This is a genomic window from Streptomyces griseorubiginosus, assembly GCF_036345115.1.
Classification (GTDB): domain Bacteria; phylum Actinomycetota; class Actinomycetes; order Streptomycetales; family Streptomycetaceae; genus Streptomyces; species Streptomyces griseorubiginosus_C.
In genome coordinates this window covers 5,818,206-5,840,932 of sequence record NZ_CP107766.1, presented here as the reverse complement: position 1 = coordinate 5,840,932, position 22,727 = coordinate 5,818,206, and the positions used below count along the sequence as shown (strand labels likewise).

The following is a 22,727-nucleotide window of genomic DNA, read 5'->3' as shown; positions in this document are numbered from 1 at the left end:
GTCGAATCGAGTCGATATCGACGACCCCTGCGCGGCGCCCGGCCCGAAGCACCATCCGACTCCCCGGAGGTACGGGATGTTGACGGCACGACGGCGTGCGACGGCGACGGCGGTGATCCTGACCGGATCGCTGCTGCTGACCTCCTGCGGAGGCTCGGACAGCGGGTCCTCCGACGGGAAGACGCTCAGGCTCTGGCACTACGAGGGCCCGAGCAGCGCGATGGGCATCGCGTGGAAGGAGGCGATCAAGGAGTTCGAGGCCACGCACCCCGGTGTGAAGGTGAAGTTCGAGGAGAAGAGCTTCGACCAGATCCAGAAGACGGCCCCGATGGTCCTCAACTCCTCGGACGCGCCCGACATCATGGAGTACAACAAGGGCAACGCGACGGCCGGCCTGCTCTCCAAGCAGGGCCTGCTCACCGACCTCACCCAAGAGGCCACCAAGCGCGGCTGGGACAAGAAGCTCAGCCCCAGCGTCCGCACCACCAGCCTCTACGACACCAACGGCGTGATGGGCTCCGGCAAGTGGTTCGGCGTCCCGAACTACGCCGAGTACACGCTGGTCTACTACAACAAGGACCTCTTCAAGAAGTACGGCATCGCCCAGCCGAAGACCTTCGCCGAACTCACCGCCGCCATGGACAAGTTCGTCGCGAAGGGGGTCACCCCGCTCGCCAACGGCGGCGCCGCCTATCCCGCCCAGCAGTACCTCTACCAGCTCGCCCTGACCAAGGCCGACCGCTCCTGGGTCGACGCCTACCAGCTCTACAAGGGCAGGACCGACTTCCACGACGCGGCCTGGACCTACGGTGCCGACACCTTCGCCGACTGGGTGAAGAAGGGCTACTTCGGCAAGAGTTCCAGCGGCCAGAACGACGAGGCCGCCGGTGTCGCCTTCACCTCCGGCAAGGCGCCGATCCTGTTCTCCGGCAGTTGGTGGTACGGCCGCTTCACGGCGGAGAGCAAGTTCGACTGGGGCACCTTCCTGTGGCCCGACTCGAAGCTCACCCTGGGCTCCGGCGGCAACCTCTGGGTCGTACCGCAGGGTTCGAAGAACAAGGACCTCGCCTACGACTTCATCGACATCACCATGTCGAAGAAGATCCAGAACCTGCTCGGCAACTCCGGTGGTGTCCCGGTCGCGGCCGACGCCTCCGCCATCACCGACCCCCGGTCGAAGACCCTGATCGACGACTTCAACACCCTGTCGAAGAACGACGGCCTGGCCTTCTACCCGGACTGGCCGGTCCCCGGCTTCTACGACGTCCTGGTCTCCGGCACCCAGAAGCTGATCACCGGCAGCGAGAAGCCGGACGGCTACCTCAGCGATCTCCAGGAGGCCTACGACAAGGGCGCGCCGAAGCAATGACGGTGACCGTCGAGCGCGGGACGCGGGTGGCCGGCAGGAGCACGGCGCAACGGCCCCCGCGCCGCCCACGCGACTCCTACGCCCTCTTCCTCCTGCCGGGCGCCCTCGCCTTCCTCGCGGTCATCGTCCTGCCGTTCGTGATGAACACGTATGTGAGCTTCACGGACTGGCAGGGCGTGGGCTCGCCGACCTGGTCCGGGCTCGCCAACTACCGCGAACTGATGGACGACTCGGAGTTCTGGGCGTCCTTCCGGCACAGCCTCTTCATGGTCGTGGCGATGGCGGCGATCCCCACGGCGCTCGGGCTGGTCCTCGCCGCCGCCCTGTTCGACTTCGTGGGCAAGCACTTCGGCACCCGGTTCGCCGCCGTCCTGCGCGCCTGCTTCTACCTCCCCCAGGTGCTGCCGATCGCGGTCGCCGGCATCGTCTGGAGCTGGATCCTCGCCCCCGACAACGGCTCCCTCAACGCCCTCCTGAAGGCGATCGGTCTCGGCTCCTGGCAGCAGGACTGGCTCGGCGACCCCGACCTCGCCCTCTACTCCGTCATGGGCGTGATGGTCTGGGTCCAGCTGGGCTTCCCGCTGGTCATCTTCATGGCGGGGCTGCAACGCGTCGACCCCCAGCTGTACGAGGCGGCCGAGCTGGACGGCGCCGGCTGGTGGCGCCGCTTCTGGCACATCACGCTGCCGCAGATCCGCCCCGAGATCTACGTCGTGCTGACCTGGTGCTCGATCGCCGCGCTCAAGGTGTTCGGCGCGGTGTACGTCCTGACCAAGGGCGGGCCCGGCGGTGCCACGAACGTGCCCTCCTACTTCTCCTTCACCACGTTCTTCGAGAAGACACAGGTCGGCTACGGCGCCGCGATCTCCACCGTGCTGACGGTGATCATCCTCGCGCTGTCCCTGATCGGTCTGAAGCTCCAGGAGAGGACGGACGCATGACCACCGCCCTGCGCCGCTACCCGGTGCTGATCGCCCTGTGCGTCGCGGCCCTGTTCATGATCGTGCCGTTCCTGATCGTCACGGTCAACGCGTTCAAGTCCCCGGCGGAGTACGCCCAGAACGGCCCCCTCAGCCTCCCCGACGGCCTCTACACGCAGGGACTCAAGGACTTCTGGGAGCGGGTCGACTTCGGTCAGAAGCTCGTCAACTCGGTGCTGATCAGCGGCTCGGTGGCGGTCCTGGCCGTGGTCCTGTCGGTCCTGAACGCCTACGCGATCGGCATCGGCCGCATCAAGGGCCGGACCTGGGTCCTCGCCTTCTTCGTGCTGGCGAACATGCTGCCGCAGGAGGCGCTGGTCTACCCCGTCTACTACCTGAGCAAGGAAGTCGGCCTCTACGACACGAGGTTGAGCGTCGTCATCGTGTTCACGGTGATCCAGGCGGCCTTCGGCACCTACCTGCTCTCCGCGGTGCTCGGCCAGTTCCCCCGCGAGATCCTCGAAGCGGCCCGGATCGACGGCGCGAACAAGTGGCAGGTGCTGTGGCGGATCGTCGTCCCCGTCAGCCGCCCCACGCTCGGTGTGCTGCTGGTCTTCTTCTTCATCTGGACCTGGAACGAGTTCCTGCTCCCCCTGGTCATGCTGATCTCCAACGACAACCAGACGGTCTCCGTGGCCCTCGGCGTCCTCCAGGGCCAGCGCCTGATGGACGCCACGATGACCAACGCGGCCGCCCTGCTCGGGGTGCTCCCCGCGATCGTGTTCTTCCTCGTCTTCCAGCGAACCCTCACCCGCGGTATCGCCGTGGGTGCCGTGAAGTAAGGACCCCCCACCGATGAAGTTCACCGACGGCTACTGGCTGCTGCGCGAGGGCGTCACCGCGGACCATCCGGCCGTGGTCCACGAGGTCGTCGCCTCCGACGGCGGGCTCGAGATCCACGCGCCGTCCCAGCCCATCCGCCACCGCGGCGACCTGTTGAAGGGACCGGTCGTGACGATCAGCGCCCACGCCCCGATGCCCGACGTCATCGGCATCACCTTCACCCACTTCGAGGGCGAGCAGCCGGACCGCCCCGAGTTCGAGCTCAGGAAAGAGGAGTTCACCCCCCACACGGGGTCCGACGAGGACTCCGCGACCCTGACCTCCGGCACCCTCTCGGTCCGGTTCGCCCGCACCGGACCCTGGCAGGTCGACTTCCTGGCCGACGGCCGCGTCCTCACCAGCAGCGGCACCAAGAACATGGGCATCCTGCGGGACGCGAGCGGGGCGCACTACCTGCGTGAGCAGCTCAACCTGACCGTCGGCACCTCGGTGTACGGCCTCGGCGAGCGCTTCGGGCCGCTGGTGAAGAACGGCCAGGTCGTCGACATCTGGAACGCCGACGGCGGCACGGCCACCGAACAGGCCTACAAGAACGTCCCGTTCTACCTCACGGACGCGGGCTACGGCGTCTTCGTGGACCACCCGGGCAAGGTCTCCTTCGAGGTCGGCTCGGAGGCGGTCTCCCGGGTGCAGTTCAGCGCCGAGACGCAGGAGTTGACGTACTACGTCATCCACGGCCCCTCCCCCAAGGAGATCATCCGCAAGTACACGGCCCTCACCGGCCGCCCGGCCCTCCCGCCCGCCTGGTCCTTCGGCCTGTGGCTGTCGACGTCCTTCACGACGTCGTACGACGAGGAGACCGTGACCTCCTTCATCGACGGCATGAAGGACCGCGAACTGCCCCTGTCCGTCTTCCACTTCGACTGCTTCTGGATGCGCGAGTTCAACTGGTGCGACTTCCAGTGGGACCCGCGGGTCTTCCCCGACCCGGAGGGCATGCTCGCCCGGCTGCACGCGCGGGGCCTGAGGGTGTCGGTGTGGATCAACCCGTACATCGCCCAGAGATCGCCCCTGTTCGCGGAGGGCAAGGCGCTCGGCCACCTCCTCAAGCGGCCCGACGGCAGCGTCTGGCAGTGGGACCTGTGGCAACCCGGCATGGCCCTGGTCGACTTCACCAGCCCGGCTGCCCGCGACTGGTACGCGTCCAAGCTGGAGGCGCTGCTCGCGCAGGGCGTGGACTGCTTCAAGACCGACTTCGGCGAGCGGGTGCCGCTGGACGTGGAGTGGTCCGACGGCTCCGACCCCGAGCGGATGCACAACTACTACACCTACCTCTACAACCGGACCGTCTTCGACGTGCTGCGCAAGCACCGCGGCGAACAGGAGGCGGTGGTCTTCGCCCGCTCGGCGACCGCGGGCAGCCAGCAGTTCCCGGTGCACTGGGGCGGCGACTGCGAGGCGACCTACGAGTCGATGGCGGAGTCCCTGCGCGGCGGCCTGTCCCTCGGGCTGTCCGGCTTCGGCTTCTGGAGCCACGACATCGGCGGCTTCGAGGGCACCCCGAGCCCTGCCCTTTTCAAACGCTGGCTCGCCTTCGGCCTGCTGTCCTCCCACAGCCGCCTGCACGGCAGCTCGTCGTACCGCGTGCCGTGGCTGTTCGACGAGGAGTCCGTGGACGTCCTGCGCCACTTCACCCGCCTCAAGCTCAGCCTGATGCCCTACCTGTACGAGGCCGCGCGCACCGCCCATGCCGAGGGCGTGCCGGTGATGCGGGCGATGCTCCTGGAGTTCCCGGACGACCCCGGGTGCGCGCACCTGGAGCGGCAGTACATGCTCGGCCCGGATCTCCTGGTGGCACCGGTGTTCACCGACTCCGGGGACGTCTCGTACTACGTCCCCGAGGGCACCTGGACCCACTTCGTGACCGGCGAGACGGTGACCGGCCCGCGCTGGGTGCGTGAGCGGCACGACTTCATGAGCGTGCCGCTGCTGGTCAGGCCCGGCGCGGTGATCCCGGTCGGCGCGGTGGACTACCGCCCCGACTACGACCACGCCGACGGGGTGACCCTGCGGGCGTACGGTCTCGCGCGGGGCGAGCAGGTCACGGTACGGGCCGGCGAGGTCGCCTTCACCGTCGTACGGGAAGGGGACACGCTGCGGGCGTCCTGCGGTGACCCGTCGGCGCCCTGGGGCCTGGCGGCCGGGGACCGGGTGGTGCGGGCCCAGGCCGGCACCGGTTTCCTCTCGCTGGAGCTGGGCTGATGGTGAAGATCACGGATGTGGCGCGGCGGGCCGGGGTCTCCCCCAGCACCGTCTCCTACGCCCTCAGCGGCAAGCGGCCGATCTCGGAGGAGACCCGGCAACGGGTCGAGAACGCCATCCGCGAGCTGGGTTACCGCCCGCACGCGGGCGCCCGCGCCCTGGCCGGCCGGCGGTCGAACGTCCTGGCGCTGGTGGTGCCCCTGCGCACCGGGATCCACGTCCCGACGGTGATGCAGTTCGCGGTGTCGGTGGTGACCACGGCCCGGCGCCACGACCACGACGTGCTGCTGCTGACGCAGGAGGAGGGCGAGGAGGGTCTGCACCGGGTCGCGGACACGGCGCTGGTCGACGGGCTGGTCATGATGGACGTCCAACTCGACGATCCCCGGCTGCCGTTGCTGCGGGCACTGGACCTGCCGTCGGTGCTGATCGGCGTTCCGGCCGTCGCGGACGGCCTGACCTGTGTGGACCTCGACTTCCAGGCGGCGGGCGAGGCGTGCGTGGAGCACCTGGCCCGCCTGGGCCACCGCTCGGTGGCCCTGATCGGCTCCCCGCCCGAGGTGTACGTCCGCGGGACGGCGTACGCCGGGCGGGTGGTCCAGGGCTTCACGGCCGCCGCCGACCGCGCCGGGATGTCCTCGACGGTGCTGCCCTGCGAGCCGGACGCGGCCCGCGGGGTCGCCGAACAACTCCTGCGCGAGCAGCCCGCGTTGACGGGCGTGGTCGTCCACAACGAACCCCTGCTGGAGCCCTTGGTCGACGCCTTCGCCCACCTGGGCCTACGCGTCCCCACCGACCTGTCGATCACCGCGATCTGCCCCGACGAACTGGCCGAGTCGACCCACGTCCCCATCACCTCGGTCACCCTCCCCGCAGCGGAGCTGGGCACCCGAGCGGTGGAACTCCTGATCAGGAAACTGGACGGGGCACCGGTACCGGAGTCGACCTTGTTACCACCGCGAATGACGGAGCGGGCCAGCACGGGCCGGCGGACGGTGCCCTGACGCGGCCGCTACGGCTCCTCGACCAGGAACTTGACGCTCTCCACTACGAACTCGCCGTAGCGGAGAGCCGATCCGCGCGCCTCCATCCGCTGGTACCGGGCCGCGAAGAGCGTGCCGTCAGGGGCGTACACCATGGCTTTCAGCAACACCCGGAAGGCCAGGTCCGGGGTGCAGCGGCGAGCACACCCGACGAGAGCGCGGCGCACCTCGGCGGGGCCAGGACGCTGGAGGTGCTGTGGACGGCCGGGACGCAGTACATACCGAGCTTCGAGCGATCACCGCAAAGGGGGTCGAGAAGGGCCCGGGCGTCGCGCTGGACCGCCAGGACCTCATCGGGCGCTCTCCTCGCCCAGGTGTTTCGCTACGACGTCGGCGGCGGGTCCCTCGCAGATCCAGTCCTGGTGGAAGAAGCCCATCACGTGCCCGAGGCGGCTCCACCAGATGTCGCACCTCCGACACGACGAACTCGCCGTACCGCGGCGCCGATCCCAGTGCCGCCAGCCGCGCGTAGTGCTCCGGTGCGAGCGTCGCGCCGGACGCCGTGCCGATCTGCTGCACCGCCCGCAACAGCAGGCGGAACCCGAGGTCCGGGGTGCAGCGCCGGACGAACTCCGTCAGCGCCCGCTTGACGTCGTCCGGCACGAAGGCCGCCGCCGCGATCTCGGCGAGGACCGCGTCGGCCGGTTCCGGGCCGTCCCGTTCGGCGGGGGCGGCGACAGGCTCACCGGTCCGGGCATGCCTGGACAGCCACGTGTCGCACAGGCCGATGAGTGTCTCCATCCACTGCTCTCCCGAGGTGACACCGGTGGATCCTCCGAGAAGAGGGACGAATCGGTGTCCGTACCGGGTCCAGTCCGCGTGGAACACGCTCATCAGCCAGAACACGCCGAAGTCCGCGTCATCGACGCTGCGCACTGTCCGTCCCCCTCCTCGCGCCTACAGCTCCCGGTCACCCCGCCAGGTGACGGACGTCAGTGCGGCCAGGCCGCCGCCGTTGGCCAGGCCCTTGTACGTCACCGTGCGGGCCGGGCCGAGTTCGTGCGCGACGCGCCGGGCGAGGTCCGCCCCGGCGTCGAACAGCCGCTGCCATGCGGCGTCGTACTTGCCGTCCACCCGGTCCCGCAGATCCCGGTTCAGGGTGTCGTCGATCTCCTTCGCCCAGGTCTTCAGAGCGGTGACCAGGCCGTCGGACAGGTCCAGACCGGCCGTGGGGTCGTCGGGTGCGAAGTCCCCGAACTCCTCAGCCCGCAGCGGGTGCCACTTGAACTCGCCCTCGACGGTGACGTGGAGCGGGTACGGCGGTGTGTCGTGGTCGTCGAGGGACCAGTGCGGACGCGCGCATCCCCAGCAGACGGACACCTCGGTGGCGTGCGCGTCGTCCCAGTAACGCACCATCCACCCCGGCCCGAGATACCGGGCCAGCGCCTGGGCCGCCGCAAGCCCCTGCTGCGCGTGCCGGCGCGGTTTCTGACGGGACGCTGACGCGGAGCCTGCCGGAGGACGGGCCCGTGACCAGGACCTCAGCCGGTCGGCGAGGGAGGCGGTGAGCGCGAGGTCGGGGGCGTCGAGCGGAACGGAGCGGGTGAGCGGGGAGAGATCCTCGCCGTCGCCCGGGAGATACAGCGGTGAATCGTCCCCCTGTGCCCGGACGATCAGCCGGCGTGGATCTGGCGTCCAGGTCATGCGGGTGGTCGTCTCCCTGTCACGAGGCCCGGGCAGGACATGACGAAGGCCCCGCAGCCGTGAAGCGGCGGGGCCTTCGTCACTGTGTACAGAACATGGGGTTGTCCCCGGAGGGACGAGTGGAGATGGCGGGAATCGAACCCGCGTCCAACGGTGCAGAATCAGGGCTTCTCCGTGTGCAGTTCGCTGAGATTTTCTCGGCCCCGGCGATCACGCGAACAAGTCGCCGACGGGCCCAGTCACTGTTTGATTTCCCATCGAACCCCGTGACCGGGCTCGATGGTTTAGTCCCCTAGATTATGCCAGGATCCGGGTCGGGAACACTCCCGGGCTGACACCCGTTAGGGCCTACACTCACTGCTTATTAGGCAGCGAGGGAGTAGGCGCGGGAATCGCTCTTGGTATTGGCGATTATTTTTTGCGACATATGGTTTACGAGATCATTGCCGCTTCCTCGACACGCTTCCCCTGCTTCAACAGCCGCTGTCGAAACCGATCATCCCCATGTTGTGTTGTCAATCAGCCCACCGACCGCGGCCGGTGTTGACACCATCGTACGTGACCAACGCACACCGATGCCACCGTATTCCGGCGGCCCCGCCTACTGGCCCCGCTGCCTGCGCTTCGCGGCCGCGATCGCGCGGTCCGACTCCCGCCGGTCCTGCTTCTCGCGCAGCGTCTGGCGCTTGTCGTACTCCTTCTTTCCTCGCGCGAGAGCGATCTCGGCCTTCGCGCGGCCGTCCTTGAAGTAGAGGGCGAGGGGCACGATGGTGTGACCCGTCTCCTGCGCCTTCGACTCCAGTTTGTCGATCTCCTCGCGGTGCAGCAGCAGCTTGCGCTTGCGGCGCGCGGAGTGGTTGGTCCAGCTGCCCTGGTGATACTCCGGGATGTGGGCGTTGTGCAGCCACGCCTCGCCCCCGTCGATCTGGACGAAGCCGTCGGTCAGCGAGGTCCGGCCCTCGCGCAGCGACTTGACCTCGGTCCCCATGAGCACGAGGCCCGCCTCATAGGTGTCGATGATCGCGTAGTCGTGCCGGGCCTTCTTGTTCTGGGCGACGATCTTGCGCTTGCCGCCCTTCTCGCCGTCCCTGGCCTTCGCGGCCGCCCCGCCCTGCTTGGGCTGGGACTCCTTCGGTACGTACATTCCCTTGCTCATAGTGCTGCCCATTTTCGCACTAGGGAGGGGGTCCGGGGCCAGCCCTTAATCGAGCGCCGACGACACCCGCCAGGGGCCCACCGGCCGGCAGCCGTAAGCCGTGCTCAGTCGCTGTCGCCCAGTCCCCCGAGGACCGTCTCGGCCTGCTGGAGGGCCCCCTCGTCGGCCTCGAGGTCCGGCGTGATCCCCCGCCCGTCGACCCCGCGCCCCGACGGCGTCCGGTAGTGCCCCACGGTCAGCTCCGCCACGGACCCGTCCGGCAGCCGGCTGGGCATCTGCACCGACCCCTTGCCGAACGTCCGGGACCCGACCACCACGGCCCGTCCACGGTCCTGGAGCGCCCCGGTCAGCAGCTCCGCCGCACTCATCGTCCCGCCGTCCACCAGCACCACCAGGGCCCTGTCGGTGTCCCCGCCGGCCGCGGCGTGCAGCGCCTGCTGCGACCCGTCCACGTCATAGGTGGCGACCAGACCGCCGTCGAGGAAGACGGACGCCGTGGTGACGGCCTCGGTGACCAGGCCGCCGGAGTTCCCGCGCAGGTCGAGCACGATCCCGCCCCCGGCCGGAGCCTGGCGCACGGCGTCCCGGACCTGGTCCCCGACGCCCTTGGTGAACGAGTCGATCTTGATGACGGTGATCGAGCCGGCGAGCTCCCGCACGCTGACCGAGTCCGTGGACAGTCGAGCGCGCCGCAGTGTCTCGCTCCACGCGTGTGTGCCGCGCTGAAGGCCCAGCCGGACCGTCGTCCCGGCGGCCGCGCCCTTGGCGTCGCCGCGCAGTAAGGAGACGACCTCGGTGACGGGCCGCCCGTCGGCGGACGCCCCGTCGACACTGCGCAGCAGATCGCCGCGGCGGATCCCGGCGGCGGCCGCGGGCGAGTCCGAGCTCACCCTGGTCACTTCGATACGGCCGTCCTGCTCGCGCCGGGCCCACAGCCCGACGCCGGTGTACTGGCCGTCCAGGGCCTCCTCGAACTCCTCGTACTCGCCCCGGGAGTAGACGGCCCCCCAGCGGTCCCCGCTGCGGCTGACGGCACGCTCGGCGGCCTCCATGGGGGACTTGCCCGCGGCCATGGCCTCCGCGGCCGCCTCGGCCACGTCCTCGTGATGGCCCGCGGGAGCGGCCGAACGGGCCGTGTCCGACGAGGACTTGCGGTCGGCCGGGCCGGCGTCGGGGAGCGAACCGGTGGCCGCGCCGGCCACCAGGACGCTCGCGAACACCAATGTCAGGGCGGCCCCGCGGCGAATGCGGCGGGGCTGACAGAACAGGTCACGGCCTGACATGCCGGTGAGTCTAGGACAACGCAAGAGGGCCGCACGGCCGGTTGACCGTACGGCCCTCTTGGCATGCGTCACACCTTCAGGTACTTGCGCAGCGCGAAGAACGCGGCCAACGCGGGCATCAGCACACTCGCGGCGAGGATCAGCGGCAGCTTCGTCAGTACGGCGTCCCAGCCCACGAAGTTGATCAGGTTGAGCTTGGTGGACAGGGCCATGCCGTGGTCGATGGTGAAGTACCGGCCGACGACCAGGAAGACACAGGCGAGCGCACCGCCGATCGCACCGGCGACGGCGGCCTCCATGATGAACGGCGCCTGGATGTAGAAGCCGGACGCGCCCACCAGCCGCATGATCCCGGTCTCCCGCCGACGGCTGAACGCCGAGACCCGCACCGTGTTGACGATCAGCAGCAGGGCGACGATCAGCATGAGCGCCATCACGCCGAGCGCGGCCCGGTTCATCAGGTTGAGCATCGTGAAGAGATTGTCCAGGATGCCCTTCTGGTCCTGCACGGACTGCACGCCGTCACGCCCGTTGAAGGCGGTCGCGATGACCTGGTACTTCTCCGGGTCCTTGAGCTTGATGCGGTACGACTCCTGCATCTGGTCCGGCGTGAGGGAGGCCGCCAGCGGGGAGTCGCCGAACTGCTCCTTGTAGTGCTTGTACGCCTCGTCCTGGGACTCGTGGACGACCGTCTCGACGACCGACATCTTCTTGAGGTCGGAGAGGATGTCCTTCTTCTGGTCCTCGGTGACCGCGCCCTTGGCGCAGTTGGGGTCCGACTCGGCGTCGCTCTTGTTGCAGAGGAAGATCGAGACGTTGACCTTGTCGTACCAGTAGCCCTTCATGGCGCCGACCTGGTCGCTCATCAGGAGCGAACCGCCGAACAGGGCGAGCGACAGGGCGACGGAGACGATGACGGCGAACGTCATCGTCAGGTTGCGACGGAGACCGACACCGATCTCGGAGAGTACGAACTGGGCGCGCATGGCGGGTTCTTCAGGCCTTTCCGGGGACTCTTCGAACGGCGGTCAGTGCTGGTAGCCGTAGACGCCGCGTGCCTGGTCGCGGACGAGGCGGCCCTTCTCCAGCTCGATGACGCGCTTGCGCATCTGGTCCACGATGTTCTGGTCGTGCGTCGCCATCAGCACGGTGGTGCCCGTCCGGTTGATCCGGTCGAGCAGCTTCATGATGCCGACGGAGGTCTGCGGGTCGAGGTTGCCGGTGGGCTCGTCGGCGATCAGCAGCTTGGGCCGGTTCACGAAGGCCCGGGCGATGGCCACGCGCTGCTGCTCACCACCGGAGAGCTCACCCGGCATCCGGTCCTCCTTGCCGCCAAGCCCGACGAGGTCGAGCACCTGCGGCACGGACTTGCGGATCTCACCGCGCGACTTGCCGATGACCTCCTGCGCGAAGGCCACGTTCTCCGCGACCGTCTTGTTGGGCAGCAGCCGGAAGTCCTGGAACACGGTCCCCAGCTGGCGGCGCATCTGCGGCACCTTCCAGTTGGAGAGGCGCGCGAGGTCCTTGCCCAGGACGTGCACCTGCCCCTGGCTGGTCCGCTCCTCACGGAGCACCAACCGCAGGAAGGTGGACTTTCCGGAGCCGGAGGACCCCACGAGGAACACGAACTCGCCCTTCTCCACTTCGAGGGAGACATCCCTGAGTGCGGGGCGGGTCTGCTTGGGGTAGACCTTGGATACGTTGTCGAATCGGATCACGGATGCACCACGGTAGGCCGGGGGTAGATGAGCGTGACCATACGCGAACCGGGTGTGCGAGCGCAGGCGCCGGTTCGGGTTGCGTATCGGTTGGGCGGTTTTGTGCCGACCTGGAATCCCCGTCTTCGGAACCGCACAGGCGGCCCCCAGGTGAACCTGGCACAGTGGAGAAGGGAACGTTCTGCCGTCGGGGAGCGTTCTTCTGTACGGAACCGTCGGCAAGAAGGGTGACGCGCATGACGTACGACCGCCTGGTGTGCGCAAACTGTGCGGCGCCCGTGAGCGAGGGCCGGTGCCCCGTGTGCCGGGCGAACCGCGAGCGGATGCAGCAGGAGAACTACTTCGCGGGCCTGAACCCCATGGCCCTGATCGCCCTGCTCGCGGTCCTGATCGCGGCGGTGGCCCTGCTGGCCCACCAGACCGCCTAGCCGGCGGCCAAGGACAAACCAAGCGCATACGAAGGGCCCGGAGCGGACACGCTCCGGGCCCTTCGTCGTACAGCATGCGCACGCTAGGCGGGCACGCGGCTACCGGTCGTCACCGTCAGGCGGCAGCGCCACCGCGGCCGCCGGCGAGGCGCGGCAGGACACGGAAGCCGATGCCACCGGCGATCATCGTGGCGGCACCGATGAGCAGGAAGGTCGTCTGACCGGCACCGGTCTCGGCGAGCTCCTTGCCGTTGCCCTGGGCCGACGTGTTGGACGTGGTGTCCGTGCCGGTCTCGGTGAGGGCCGAGGAGCCCTCTTCCTGGGTGGAGGCGTTGGAGCCGCCGTCGGGGTCGGCGTTGTTGCCGCCGCCACCGGCGTTCCCGTTGCCGTTGCCGTTCCCATTGCCGTTGCCGTTCCCGGTGCCCGGGTCGGACGGGGCCTCGGTGGGCTCGGTGGGCTCCTCGGTGGGCTCCGACGGGATGGTCGGCGGCTCCTCGGTGGGCGGCTCCTCCGTGGGCGGCTGCTCGGTCGGCGGCTCCTCGGTGGGCGGCTCCTCCGTCGGGTTGGGCGCGGTCGGGATGCCGTCGCCCGGCTCGGTCGGAGTGCCGTCACCCGGGTCGTCGTCGCCGGTGTTCACGCTCGCGCTGACGCCATCGGCGCCCACGCCCACGTTGATCTCCAGCGCGGAAGCAGCGCCGGCGGCGGTCAGCGAGGCACCGGCCGCGATCACGGCACCGGCGGCTATGCGCGCGATCCGGATCCGCGTCTTCTTCGTCATGTGGTTGCTACCCCCAGTAGCTCATCGTCAATGAGGCGGCGCTCGGGGCCGTGATCGACGGAGGAAGGCAGCTGTACTCAAGTCCCCCGGTTCACATGCGCCCCAGAGATACGCATGCCGCGCTTTACCCTTCCCATTTTTCAAAGCATCGTCAAGGCCGTTGCGCGCGCGATGTCCAACTACGGGCCCTTTGCCGGGGAAAGCGGTCTGTGAGTGTGATGTAAAACCCAGACATAAAGCAAACTGCCGCCCGGTGGGCGGCAGTTGGCAAGCGGTGGTCAAGTCGACAAAGTTACTTCTCCTGCTGCTTGCGCCAGCGAATTCCGGCTTCGATGAAGCCGTCGATCTCGCCGTTGAACACAGCCTCGGGATTGCCGACCTCGAACTCGGTGCGCAGGTCCTTGACCATCTGGTACGGGTGCAGGACGTACGAACGCATCTGGTTGCCCCAGGAGCTGCCGCCGTCCTTCAGGGCGTCCATCTTGGCCCGCTCCTCCTGGCGCTGCCGCTCCAGCAGCTTCGCCTGGAGGACGTTCATGGCGGTCGCCTTGTTCTGGATCTGCGACCGCTCGTTCTGGCAGGAGACGACGATGCCGGTGGGGAGGTGGGTCAGCCGCACCGCGGAGTCGGTGGTGTTGACGCCCTGTCCGCCGGGTCCGGAGGACCGGTAGACGTCCACGCGCAGTTCGGACTCGTCGATCTCGATGTGGTCGGTCTGCTCGACCACGGGCAGGATCTCCACGCCCGCGAAGGAGGTCTGACGGCGCCCCTGGTTGTCGAACGGCGAGATGCGCACGAGCCGGTGGGTGCCCTGCTCGACGGAGAGCGTGCCGTAGGCGTACGGCGCCTGCACGGCGAAGGTGGTCGACTTGATGCCGGCCTCTTCCGCGTACGACGTCTCGATGAGCTCGGTCTTGTAGCCCTTCTGCTCCGCCCAGCGCAGGTACATCCGCTGGAGCTTCTCCGCGAAGTCGGCGGCGTCGACGCCACCGGCCTCGGCGCGGATGTTGACGAGCGCCTCACGCGAGTCGTACTCGCCGGACAGGAGGGTGCGCACCTCCATCTCGTCCAGCGCCTTCTTGACGGCGGTGAGCTCGGACTCGGCCTCGGCGCGGGTGTCCGGGTCGTCCTCCTCCTCGGCCATCTCGAAGAGGACGCTCAGGTCGTCGATACGACCGCGCAGGGCCTCGGCCTTGCGCACCTCCGCCTGGAGGTGGGAGAGCTTGCTGGTGATCTTCTGCGCCTCGTCCGGGTTGTCCCAGAGGGACGGCGCGGCCGCCTGCTCCTCGAGCACGGCGATGTCTGCCCTCAGCTTGTCGAGGTCCAGAACGGCCTCGATCGACTCCATGGTCGAGGAGAGGGACTTGAGCTCTTCGGATACATCGACGACTGCCACGCCCTCCAGCCTAACGGCTGTGGCAACCGACGTCGGTCGTCCCCCGGGGTGCGGGCCCCGGCCCCCTCAGGGCGAGGCCGGTGCGGAGTTCTTCGTGTCCTGCGGTGACGCCCCGGCGTCGTCCCCCGAGGTGGCCGCCCACACGCCGATGCCCGCCGCGGCCACCAGCACGGCCGCCGCGGCCCCGACGGCCAGCCGCCGCCGTCGTGTGGTCGCCCGGTTCCGGGCGGACCCCGGCCGCGGTGCCCCGGCGGCCCGCGGCACCCGGGCGGTGCCCAGCGCGCCCCCGGCCAGCTCGTCGGGCGCCGGCACCCGCATCGACGTGTGCGTGTCCCGGTTGGAGTCGGCGGGCCTCGCGCCCGGCACCAGGGGTACGGCACCCCGCCGCGCGGGCCGCCCGGAGGAGACCGGCTCACCGGCGGACGCGGGGGCGGTTCCCTCCCCGTCCTGCTCGTCCTCCGGCTCCGCGTCCGGCTCGTCCACGTCCAGCGGCGGAATCCCGGCCAGCAGCGGCAGCAGCTCCCGCAGCCGCACGCCCAGCTCGGAGGCGCGCAGCCGGGACGCCGGGGCCTTCGCCAGGCACTGCACGATCAGCTGCCACAGCTCGTCGGGGATCCCGGGGAGCGGCACCACCGTCTCGGTCACATGGCGCCGCAGCACCGCCCCCGGGTGCCCGCCGCCGAACGGGGTGAAGCCCGCGAGCAGCTCGTACAGGACGGTCGCGAGAGCGTAGATGTCCACGGAGGCGCGCGGCGGCAGGCCCTCGACGATCTCGGGCGCGAGGTAGTCCGGCGTCCCGATGATCTTCGTGGCGCGGGTCCGGCGCGGCGAGTCGATGAGCTTGGCCACGCCGAAGTCGGTCAGCAGGGCCGGGTGGGACCCGCCGGGTCCCAGGGGGCCCTGCATGTCCAGCAGGATGTTCTCCGGCTTCACGTCCCGGTGCACGACCCCGGCCGCGTGCGCGGCGGCCAGGCCGTCGGCGACGTCCGCCACGATCGCCACCGCCGCCTCGGGCGCGAGCCGCTTCTCCCGGTCGAGCCGGGTACGCAGATCGGTGCCCCGGACCAGGTCCATGACGAGCGCGAGGTCATTGCCGTCGACCACGAGGTCGCGTACGGAGACCACATGGGGGTGCTCCAGACCGAGCAGTGCCGTGCGCTCCTGGACGAACCGGCCGACGAGTTCCTGGTCGGACGAGAGGTCCTCGCGCAGCAGCTTGACGGCGACGGGCCCCTCGGGTCCCTCGCCGAGCCACACCGTGCCGGCGCTGCCCCGCCCCAGGATCTGGTTGGCGGTGTACCGGCTGCCGATCTTCCGTGCCAAGACTGCTCCTACAGACGCGTGTTGTCGCCAAAGCTACGCGTCGCGGGAGCCAACCTTCACCGCGGAGACGGAAATCACCCGCTGGGTGTCGACAAATCCCCAGAGTTACTGCTGACCTGAGGAGTTTCCGCCGAGATCTCCGATCCATCCGCTCACGGTGTCGATGATGTCCCCGAGCTGCTGCCAGTAGCTCTTGCCGGTGCCGATCCACTCCTGGAGCGGGCTCAGCTCCCAGATCAGCCAGCTCGCCACGAACAGGATGACGATCGTGAACAGACAGCCCTTGAGGCAGCCCAGACCCGGGATCTTCATCGGGTTGGCACTGCGCTGCCGCGGCTGCCGGGGCTCGCGCGCGGGGCGCTCGGGCTGCGGCGGGGGCGCGTACCGCTGCGGCTGGGGCTGCGGCGGGGCGTACTGCTGCGGCTGGGGCTGCTGCTGACGGCCGTAGCCGCCCTGCGGCGGACGCTGCGGGGGCCGCTGCTGGCGCTGCGGCGGCTGCTGCTGCTGGGGCCTTGCGACCTGCCGCTGGGGGCGGCGGCGCAGCGGGTCCTCACTCGGGTCGAGGTACTGCACCTGCGTCTGTTCGTTGCGGTCCCGGGCCGCGCGCAGCTGGTTCTGCCAGGGGTGCGGATCCTCGGGCCCACCGGACTGCTGCCCATGTCCCTGCTGTCCGTGGCCCTGCTGTCCGTACTGGCCCGGCTGTCCGGGCGGCACCGGCGGCATGACGGCGGTCGGGTCGGCCGCGCCGCGGTTCGTCGGGAGTACGGCGGTGGGGTCGGCGGCACCGACCGGGTTCCCGGCGCCGGTGTGCGGCAGGAAGCTGGTCGCGGCGTTGGGGTCGACGGCACCCGCGCGGTGCGGCAGCACCTGCGTCGGGTCGGCGGCGCCGGGCGTGTCCGGGACGGCGGCCGGGTCGGGGTCGGGCAGCAGCAGGGCGCCGACGTTCTCCGCCGCGGCGATCTGCGCGGAGTTCGCGTGCACACCGATGCCCTCGGCGACCACACGCAGCCCGCGCGCGAGGTTCTCGGCACTGGGACGGCGGTCCGGGTTCTTGCTCAGACAGCGCTCTATGACGGTCCACAGCGGGTCGGGGACCGTGGAGGGGCGGCGCGGTTCGGCGCTCAGGTGCTGGTGCAGGACTTCCAGGGCGGAGCCGCCGGCGAACGGCGGACGGCCGGTGACCAGTTCGTACAGCAGGATCCCGGCGCCGTAGATGTCGACCGCGGAGGTCTGCGGGCGGCCCTCGGCGGACTCGGGAGCGACGTACGCGGGCGTGCCGACGAACTCCTGGGTCCGGGTCAGTCCCGGGGAGTCCGCGAGGCGCGCGATGCCGAAGTCGGTCAGCAGGGGGTGCATCTGGCCGCCGTACTGCCGCAGCAGCACGTTGGCCGGCTTGAGGTCGCGGTGGACCACGCCGTCGGCATGGCTCGCGGCGAGCGCGTCGGCGATCTGGGCGGTGAGCAGGGCGGCGCCGACCGGGCTGAAGGGGCCGTTCTCGCGCAGGTAGCGGTGCAGGTCGGGGCCCTCGACGAGGTCCATGACCAGGGCGAGCAGATCGCCCTCGACGACCAGGTCGCGCACCCGCACGATGTTCGGGTGGGTCAGCCTGAGCAGGACGGAGCGCTCGCGCAGGAACCGCATCACGATGTCCGGGTCGCTCGCGAGCTCCTCCTTGAGGACCTTGATCGCGACGGTCTCGCCCGGCTGTCCGGCCACGGCCGCCTCGGCGCCCGCGGTCTCCCGCTGGCGTGCTCGCCAGACGGTCCCCGTGGCACCGCGTCCGAGCGGCTCCTCGAGGAAGTACTTGCTGCCAACCGGCCGCACGTCATGCACTCCCTGCTGCTTGCTGTCGTTCCGACCCACTTCCGACCCACTGTAGTGCCGCTCCTCCTGGCACTGCGTAAGCGTTGCCAAGCACGTTCGAAACAAAGACGCTCCGTCCGGGGCTCCCGGTTGCCGGACGTTGACGTGACCGATCTCAAGTGATCGCCCGCGCTGCACTGGTCAGGCACTTTTGGGGGCAGAGCTGACCAATCAAGATCACTTGCCCTCGGGCGGCGGGCGTGTTGTCAGTGGCAGGTGCGAGGATGCGTGCAGTACTGGCCGATGGTGCTCGTGCGGGGTGGGGATGTCCGCGTCCGAGCAGAAGGGACCGCTGACGGCGATGCAGATCCGGCTGACCGTCGTAGACCCGCTGGGCCCGCCCGACCGGGCCCGCGGCCGCGCCGCGAGCTGCGACGTGCTGGTCACCGCTCCCGTCGGCACCGCACTGGCCGCGGTGGCCGGCGCCCTCGCCTCCGCGGTCCCCGGGGAGGCGGGCGCCTCCCGCGCGGGCGAGGCCGAGCGCGGCGGCGGCACCGTCGTGCTGTACGCGGACGGCGAGCGGCTGGACGCCCAGCGCGCCACCCTCGGCGAGCCCCCGCTGATCGACGGAGCGGTGCTCTCGCTGGGCGCCCCGGCGGCCCCCGAGCCCCACCCCGAGCTCGACGAGGCACCCACCCAGCTCCATGTGGTCGCCGGCCCCGACGCGGGCGGTGTCCACCTGCTGCACGGCGGTCAGATCCACATCGGGCGCTCCGCCGACGCCGACGTCCCGCTCGACGACCCCGACGTCTCCCGCCTCCACTGCGCGATCACCGTCGCCGCCGACGGCCACGTCTCGGTGGCCGACCTCGGCTCCACGAACGGCACGATCCTGGACGGCGCCCGCGTGGGCGCCCGCCCGGTCCGGTTCCCCCCGGGGGCACTCCTGAGGATCGGCGAGTCGGTGCTCCGCCTGTCCCCCAGCGGCGGCCCACGTCTGGGGACGGAGCCGGACGGGGAAGGGCACGTGCGGGTCGCGCCCGGCGAGAGCGCGTCCGGGGACGGCGGCAGCGGGCGCGGTACCGCGGGGCCGGCCGAGGGCGCCGACGGATCGGGGGCGGGCCGGGGAGCGGACCGTTCCCGGGGCGGGGGACGGGACTTCGGGACGCCTCGCGGTGCGGCTGCTGCGGCCGGGCACCTGCCGGGGCAGGAGCGTGGCGCACCCGACAGCACTGCGGAAGCGGGTGAGGCTGCCGCCACGACCGGGTACGGGGCCGGGCCGGGGCGTGGGGCGCCGGGGAGCACTGCGGGAGCGGGCGAGGCCGCGTACCGGTCTGGTGCGGGGCGGGGGCGGCGGGTTTCGGGGCGGGCCGGAGGAAACGGGGCCGGAGCGAGCGGGGCCGGTGCGGGGGCATCGGTCTCGGGCGGGGGCGCCGAAGGCTCGGCACACGCGCGTGGGGGGCGGGACAGCGGCGGTGCCACGGCCCAGCCGCCGACCGACCGGACCCACCACACCTACGGTTCGGCCGACTGGGGCGCTTCCGGCGGGGACCCCGGGGTAGCGCAAGCCCAGGGCCATGGTCCCGTCGAGCCGCCGGTCGTCGTGCCGGGGCAGGGCGGGGCGCCTCGGATCGAGAACCGGGGCGGTGGCCGGGCCGGCGGTTCGCTCGGCGCGGCCTCGAGCGGGAATGTCGGAGAGCGGCCTGGCGTGAGCGGGGCGGTGCCGGGTGCGCGTGCTCACGGCTCCGCGGGGGCGGCCTCCGGTGACACGGGTGAACGGCGTCTGCGCGGGCCGGAGAGCGCCGGTGGCGGTGGCGTCGGGAGCTCTTCGGGCTACGTCGGGTCCGGCAACTCCGTCGGCTCCGCCAGTTCCGTCGGCTCCGTCGGAGACACCCACGGCGGCCAGGCCGGAATCGGTTCGTTCACGGAGTCCACGGCCGCTGCCTCGGGGCCCTCCGTGCAGCCCCCCACCGCCCAGGACACCCCCTCCACCCCCGACCCCGCCGAACCCGGCACCGGCCGCCGCAAAGGCACCCCCCTGCGCGGGACGGACGCCCCGCAGAGCGGGCGTCGGCGCGGCGGGCTCGGCAAGTGGGCGCGGCGGCTGGCCGGGGGCCGGGGCGAGCCGGAGACCGCCGAGCGGGACGAGGCGTACGCCGAGGAGCCGGCCCCCGTCGCCACCGCTCCGTCGGCCACCGCCGCCCAGGTGCCCGAGGTCTGGCCGGACCCCGCCGCGCTGCTGCTGACGGCACTGGGCCCGGGTGCCCGCCTGTGGGAGCGCGGGCCGGGGCACCCGGAGGCGCTCACCGTGCGGCTCGGCACCGCCGACCGGGCCGCGCCCGACGGGTCGGGGCTGTTGCCCGCCGTTCCGGTGACCGCGGATCTGCGCGAGGCGGGCGCGCTGGGTCTCGCCGGTCCGCGCGCGCGGCTGGCCGGGCTGGCCCGCGCGGTGGTGGCCCAGCTCGCCGCCCTGCACGCGCCCGAGACCCTGGAGATCGTCCTGATCAGCGCGGACCGCTCCCGGCCCGCGCAGGAGCGCACCGCCGAGTGGTCCTGGCTGGGCTGGCTCCCCCATGTCCGCCCGGGCCACGGCCAGGACTGCCGCCTCCTCCTGGCCCACGACCGCGAACAGGCCGCGGCCCGCACCGACGAACTCCTCAGGCGCCTGGACGACCACCTGGCCGACGCGGAGCTCGCCCCGCCCCGCGGCATGATCCCGGCGGCCCGCTCCGCCGCCCCGGACGGACTCCGGGGCGCCGCCCGACGGCCTTCCTGGGCCCGCGACGACGCCGAGGGCGGCGACACCGGCGGTTTTCCGGGGCCGTACACCGTCGTCGTCGTCGACGGCGATCCCGGTGGCGCGGATCTGCGCAAGGCGGTGGCACGGCTGGCGGCACAGGGCCCGCGGGCCGGTATCCACGTCGTCTGCCTGGCCGAGACGGCCCCCGCCTCCCCCGCCTCCCCGGTGACCGACACCTACGAGGCGGCCTGCGCGGCGGCCCCGACGTTCCGGGAGTGCGGCGCGGTCGGCCTGCTCAGCGGGGACGTGGCGACGGCCCTGCGGCTGATGCGGGTGGCGCGCGCGGGGATGCCGACCGGCGCGGGCCGGCCGACGGCCCCGAGCGGAAGCGGGAGCGCTCCGACGGCCCCGGGCGCAGATTCCGAGACCTACGGCACCGTGCCGAACGCGGAGACCACCCGCCCGGACACAACCCGTCCGGCAACCCGGCACCCCGGCGCCGACACCACCCGCACCGTGCCCCGGCCCACCGCCGCCGGGCACGCCGTGGCCTCCGCGGGACACGGCACCGGCACGCGCACCGACCCCGACACCCTCCACCTCACCCCCGCACCGACCCCCGTGGGCCACGGCACCGTCGCCGCCGTGGACGCCGTCTCCGCCGCCTGGGCCGAGCGGTTCGCGCGGGCGCTGGCGCCCCTGCGCACGGACGGGACCGCCGGTGCGGGCCACGCGCGCGTGTCCTCCCCGCTGCCCCAGTCGGCGCGGCTGCTGGACGAGCTGGGGCTGGCCCGGGCCACCCCGCCGTCGCTGATGACACGCTGGGCGGACGCGGCCGACGACCCGGAGTCGCTCGGCGGCCGGGCCTGGGCGGTGCTGGGGGCCGGCCCGCGCGGCCCGGTCTGCGCCGACCTCGTGGCCGAGGGCCCGCACCTGCTGATCGAGGGACCCGCGGGCAGCGGCCGTACGGAACTGCTCCGGGCCGTCGTCGCCTCGCTGGCCGCGGCCGAGCGCCCCGACCGGCTCAGCGTCGTCCTGATGGACGGCCGGGACAGCGTGGGCGCCGGCGGCGGCCACGGCGAGGGGCTGCGCGTGTGCACGGACGTGCCGCACGTGACCACCCACCTCACCGCCAACGACCCGGTCCGCATGCGGGAGTTCGCCCAGTCCCTGAGCGCCGAGCTGAAGCGGCGCGCGGAGCTGCTCGGCCGCTCCGACTTCGCCGAGTGGCACACCGGGCGCGAGCTGTCCGGCCGTATGGTCGCCCAGCGCACGGCGACGACCCGCGGCCCGTCCGCCGCGAAGGGCACCTCCACCACGGGCGTCCAGAGCACCGCGGGCCCTCACGGCACCGCGGGCACCAACGGCATCCCCGCCGCGGCGGCCGCCGACCCGGCCGCAGCCGACCTCGACTCCCCGCCCAGCGCCACCATCCGGCTGCGCCCCGGCGCGGCCCGGCGCCAGGCGGAGGCCGTGCCGCCGCTCCCCCGCCTGGTGGTGGTCGTGGACGATCTGGACGCCCTGGTCTCCCCGCCCCTCGGCTCCCCCGGCCGGCCCGCCGCCGGATCGGTCATACGCGCGCTGGAGGCGGTGGCCCGCGAGGGCGAGCGGCTGGGCGTGCACCTGGTGGCCGCGAGCGGCCCGGGCGGCCGTACGGCGGAGTCGGAACCGGCCCGCCGGGCCACCCTCCGCGTCACCCTGGACGCCCCGGCCACCGGGCCGGAGGAACCGGCCCCCGGCCGAGGCCGGCTGACCCGGTCCGACGGCCGGGTGACCGCCTTCCAGGCGGGCCGGGTCACGGGCCGCATCCCCCGTACGGCAACCCTCCGTCCCACGGTGGTGCCCCTGGAGTGGGAGCGCATGGGCGATCCCCCGACCCGCCGTCCGGTGCGGGAGCTGGGGAACGGCCCGACAGATCTTGCTCTGCTCGCCAGCGCATTGGAACGGGCAGCGAGGGAAGTCGCAGCAGCAGAGGTGCCGTCACTGCTTTAGCCGAACCAGGCTGCCCCTCTTCGACGTGT

At 71.4% G+C, this 22,727-nt stretch carries 17 protein-coding genes and 1 other RNA gene; 7 read left to right on the top strand and 11 right to left on the bottom strand.

The genetic code is table 11. The annotated features are described in order from the left end of the window. Positions 1-76: 76 nt before the first annotated feature. From OHN19_RS26420 to OHN19_RS26400, 5 genes are read left to right on the top strand one after another with little or no spacing between them, the layout of a single operon-like run. Complete coding sequence (locus tag OHN19_RS26420; RefSeq protein ID WP_330266575.1) at positions 77-1,369, top strand: ABC transporter substrate-binding protein; 1,293 nt, start codon at positions 77-79, stop codon at positions 1,367-1,369. After that, entirely contained in the window at positions 1,366-2,310 is a 945-nt protein-coding gene (locus OHN19_RS26415; protein ID WP_330266574.1) for a sugar ABC transporter permease, read from the top strand. The genes OHN19_RS26420 and OHN19_RS26415 overlap by 4 nt, the downstream gene beginning before the upstream one ends. Further along, positions 2,307-3,131 (top strand): carbohydrate ABC transporter permease, encoded by an 825-nt coding sequence (locus OHN19_RS26410; protein ID WP_330266573.1) that lies wholly within the window; start codon positions 2,307-2,309, stop codon positions 3,129-3,131. The genes OHN19_RS26415 and OHN19_RS26410 overlap by 4 nt, the downstream gene beginning before the upstream one ends. A 13-nt stretch (positions 3,132-3,144) precedes the next feature. Further along, the gene (gene yicI, locus OHN19_RS26405; protein ID WP_330266572.1) at positions 3,145-5,394 is read left to right on the top strand and encodes an alpha-xylosidase; all 2,250 of its coding nucleotides are present in this window, start codon (positions 3,145-3,147) and stop codon (positions 5,392-5,394) included. Then, positions 5,394-6,398 (top strand): LacI family DNA-binding transcriptional regulator, encoded by a 1,005-nt coding sequence (locus OHN19_RS26400; protein WP_330266571.1) that lies wholly within the window; start codon positions 5,394-5,396, stop codon positions 6,396-6,398. The genes yicI and OHN19_RS26400 overlap by 1 nt, the downstream gene beginning before the upstream one ends. Before the next feature lie 8 nt (positions 6,399-6,406). Here the strand turns inward: OHN19_RS26400 and OHN19_RS26395 are convergent, their stop codons facing one another. The 7 genes from OHN19_RS26395 to ftsE form a co-directional block, all read right to left on the bottom strand. Further along, positions 6,407-6,532 (bottom strand): hypothetical protein, encoded by a 126-nt coding sequence (locus OHN19_RS26395; RefSeq protein ID WP_330266570.1) that lies wholly within the window; start codon positions 6,530-6,532, stop codon positions 6,407-6,409. An 802-nt stretch (positions 6,533-7,334) separates the two neighbouring features. Next, entirely contained in the window at positions 7,335-8,081 is a 747-nt protein-coding gene (locus OHN19_RS26390) for a hypothetical protein (RefSeq protein ID WP_330266569.1), read from the bottom strand. A gap of 117 nt (positions 8,082-8,198) precedes the next feature. Then, positions 8,199-8,585: a transfer-messenger RNA gene (gene ssrA / locus OHN19_RS26385) on the bottom strand. Between the two features lie 97 nt (positions 8,586-8,682). Continuing rightward, on the bottom strand, positions 8,683-9,225 hold the full coding sequence (gene smpB, locus OHN19_RS26380; protein WP_330269716.1) for an SsrA-binding protein SmpB: 543 nt from the start codon (positions 9,223-9,225) through the stop codon (positions 8,683-8,685). A gap of 116 nt (positions 9,226-9,341) precedes the next feature. Beyond that, positions 9,342-10,520: a S41 family peptidase gene (locus tag OHN19_RS26375; protein ID WP_330266568.1), complete on the bottom strand. Its 1,179-nt coding sequence runs from the start codon at positions 10,518-10,520 to the stop codon at positions 9,342-9,344. Between the two features lie 68 nt (positions 10,521-10,588). Beyond that, positions 10,589-11,506: a permease-like cell division protein FtsX gene (ftsX, locus tag OHN19_RS26370; RefSeq protein WP_330266567.1), complete on the bottom strand. Its 918-nt coding sequence runs from the start codon at positions 11,504-11,506 to the stop codon at positions 10,589-10,591. A 42-nt stretch (positions 11,507-11,548) separates the two neighbouring features. After that, positions 11,549-12,238 (bottom strand): cell division ATP-binding protein FtsE, encoded by a 690-nt coding sequence (ftsE, locus tag OHN19_RS26365; RefSeq protein ID WP_007382424.1) that lies wholly within the window; start codon positions 12,236-12,238, stop codon positions 11,549-11,551. Positions 12,239-12,474: 236 nt separating this feature from the next. Here ftsE and OHN19_RS26360 point away from each other — a divergent pair, with 236 nt between their 5' ends. Continuing rightward, positions 12,475-12,666 (top strand): hypothetical protein, encoded by a 192-nt coding sequence (locus tag OHN19_RS26360; RefSeq protein ID WP_330266566.1) that lies wholly within the window; start codon positions 12,475-12,477, stop codon positions 12,664-12,666. A gap of 115 nt (positions 12,667-12,781) precedes the next feature. Here the strand turns inward: OHN19_RS26360 and OHN19_RS26355 are convergent, their stop codons facing one another. The 4 genes from OHN19_RS26355 to OHN19_RS26340 form a co-directional block, all read right to left on the bottom strand. Continuing rightward, positions 12,782-13,444: a hypothetical protein gene (locus OHN19_RS26355; RefSeq protein WP_330266565.1), complete on the bottom strand. Its 663-nt coding sequence runs from the start codon at positions 13,442-13,444 to the stop codon at positions 12,782-12,784. A 292-nt stretch (positions 13,445-13,736) separates the two neighbouring features. Next, positions 13,737-14,840 carry a peptide chain release factor 2 gene (prfB, locus tag OHN19_RS26350; protein ID WP_330266564.1) on the bottom strand — a complete coding sequence of 368 codons (1,104 nt, stop codon included), beginning with the start codon at positions 14,838-14,840 and terminating at the stop codon, positions 13,737-13,739. Positions 14,841-14,906: 66 nt separating this feature from the next. Continuing rightward, positions 14,907-16,163 carry a serine/threonine-protein kinase gene (locus OHN19_RS26345; protein WP_330266563.1) on the bottom strand — a complete coding sequence of 419 codons (1,257 nt, stop codon included), beginning with the start codon at positions 16,161-16,163 and terminating at the stop codon, positions 14,907-14,909. A 105-nt stretch (positions 16,164-16,268) separates the two neighbouring features. Then, positions 16,269-17,987: a serine/threonine-protein kinase gene (locus OHN19_RS26340; protein WP_330266562.1), complete on the bottom strand. Its 1,719-nt coding sequence runs from the start codon at positions 17,985-17,987 to the stop codon at positions 16,269-16,271. 340 nt (positions 17,988-18,327) lie between these two features. On the opposite strand from OHN19_RS26340, the gene OHN19_RS26335 reads away from it, so the two are divergent. Then, the gene (locus OHN19_RS26335) at positions 18,328-22,698 is read left to right on the top strand and encodes an FHA domain-containing protein (protein ID WP_330269715.1); all 4,371 of its coding nucleotides are present in this window, start codon (positions 18,328-18,330) and stop codon (positions 22,696-22,698) included. Positions 22,699-22,727 lie beyond the last annotated feature (29 nt).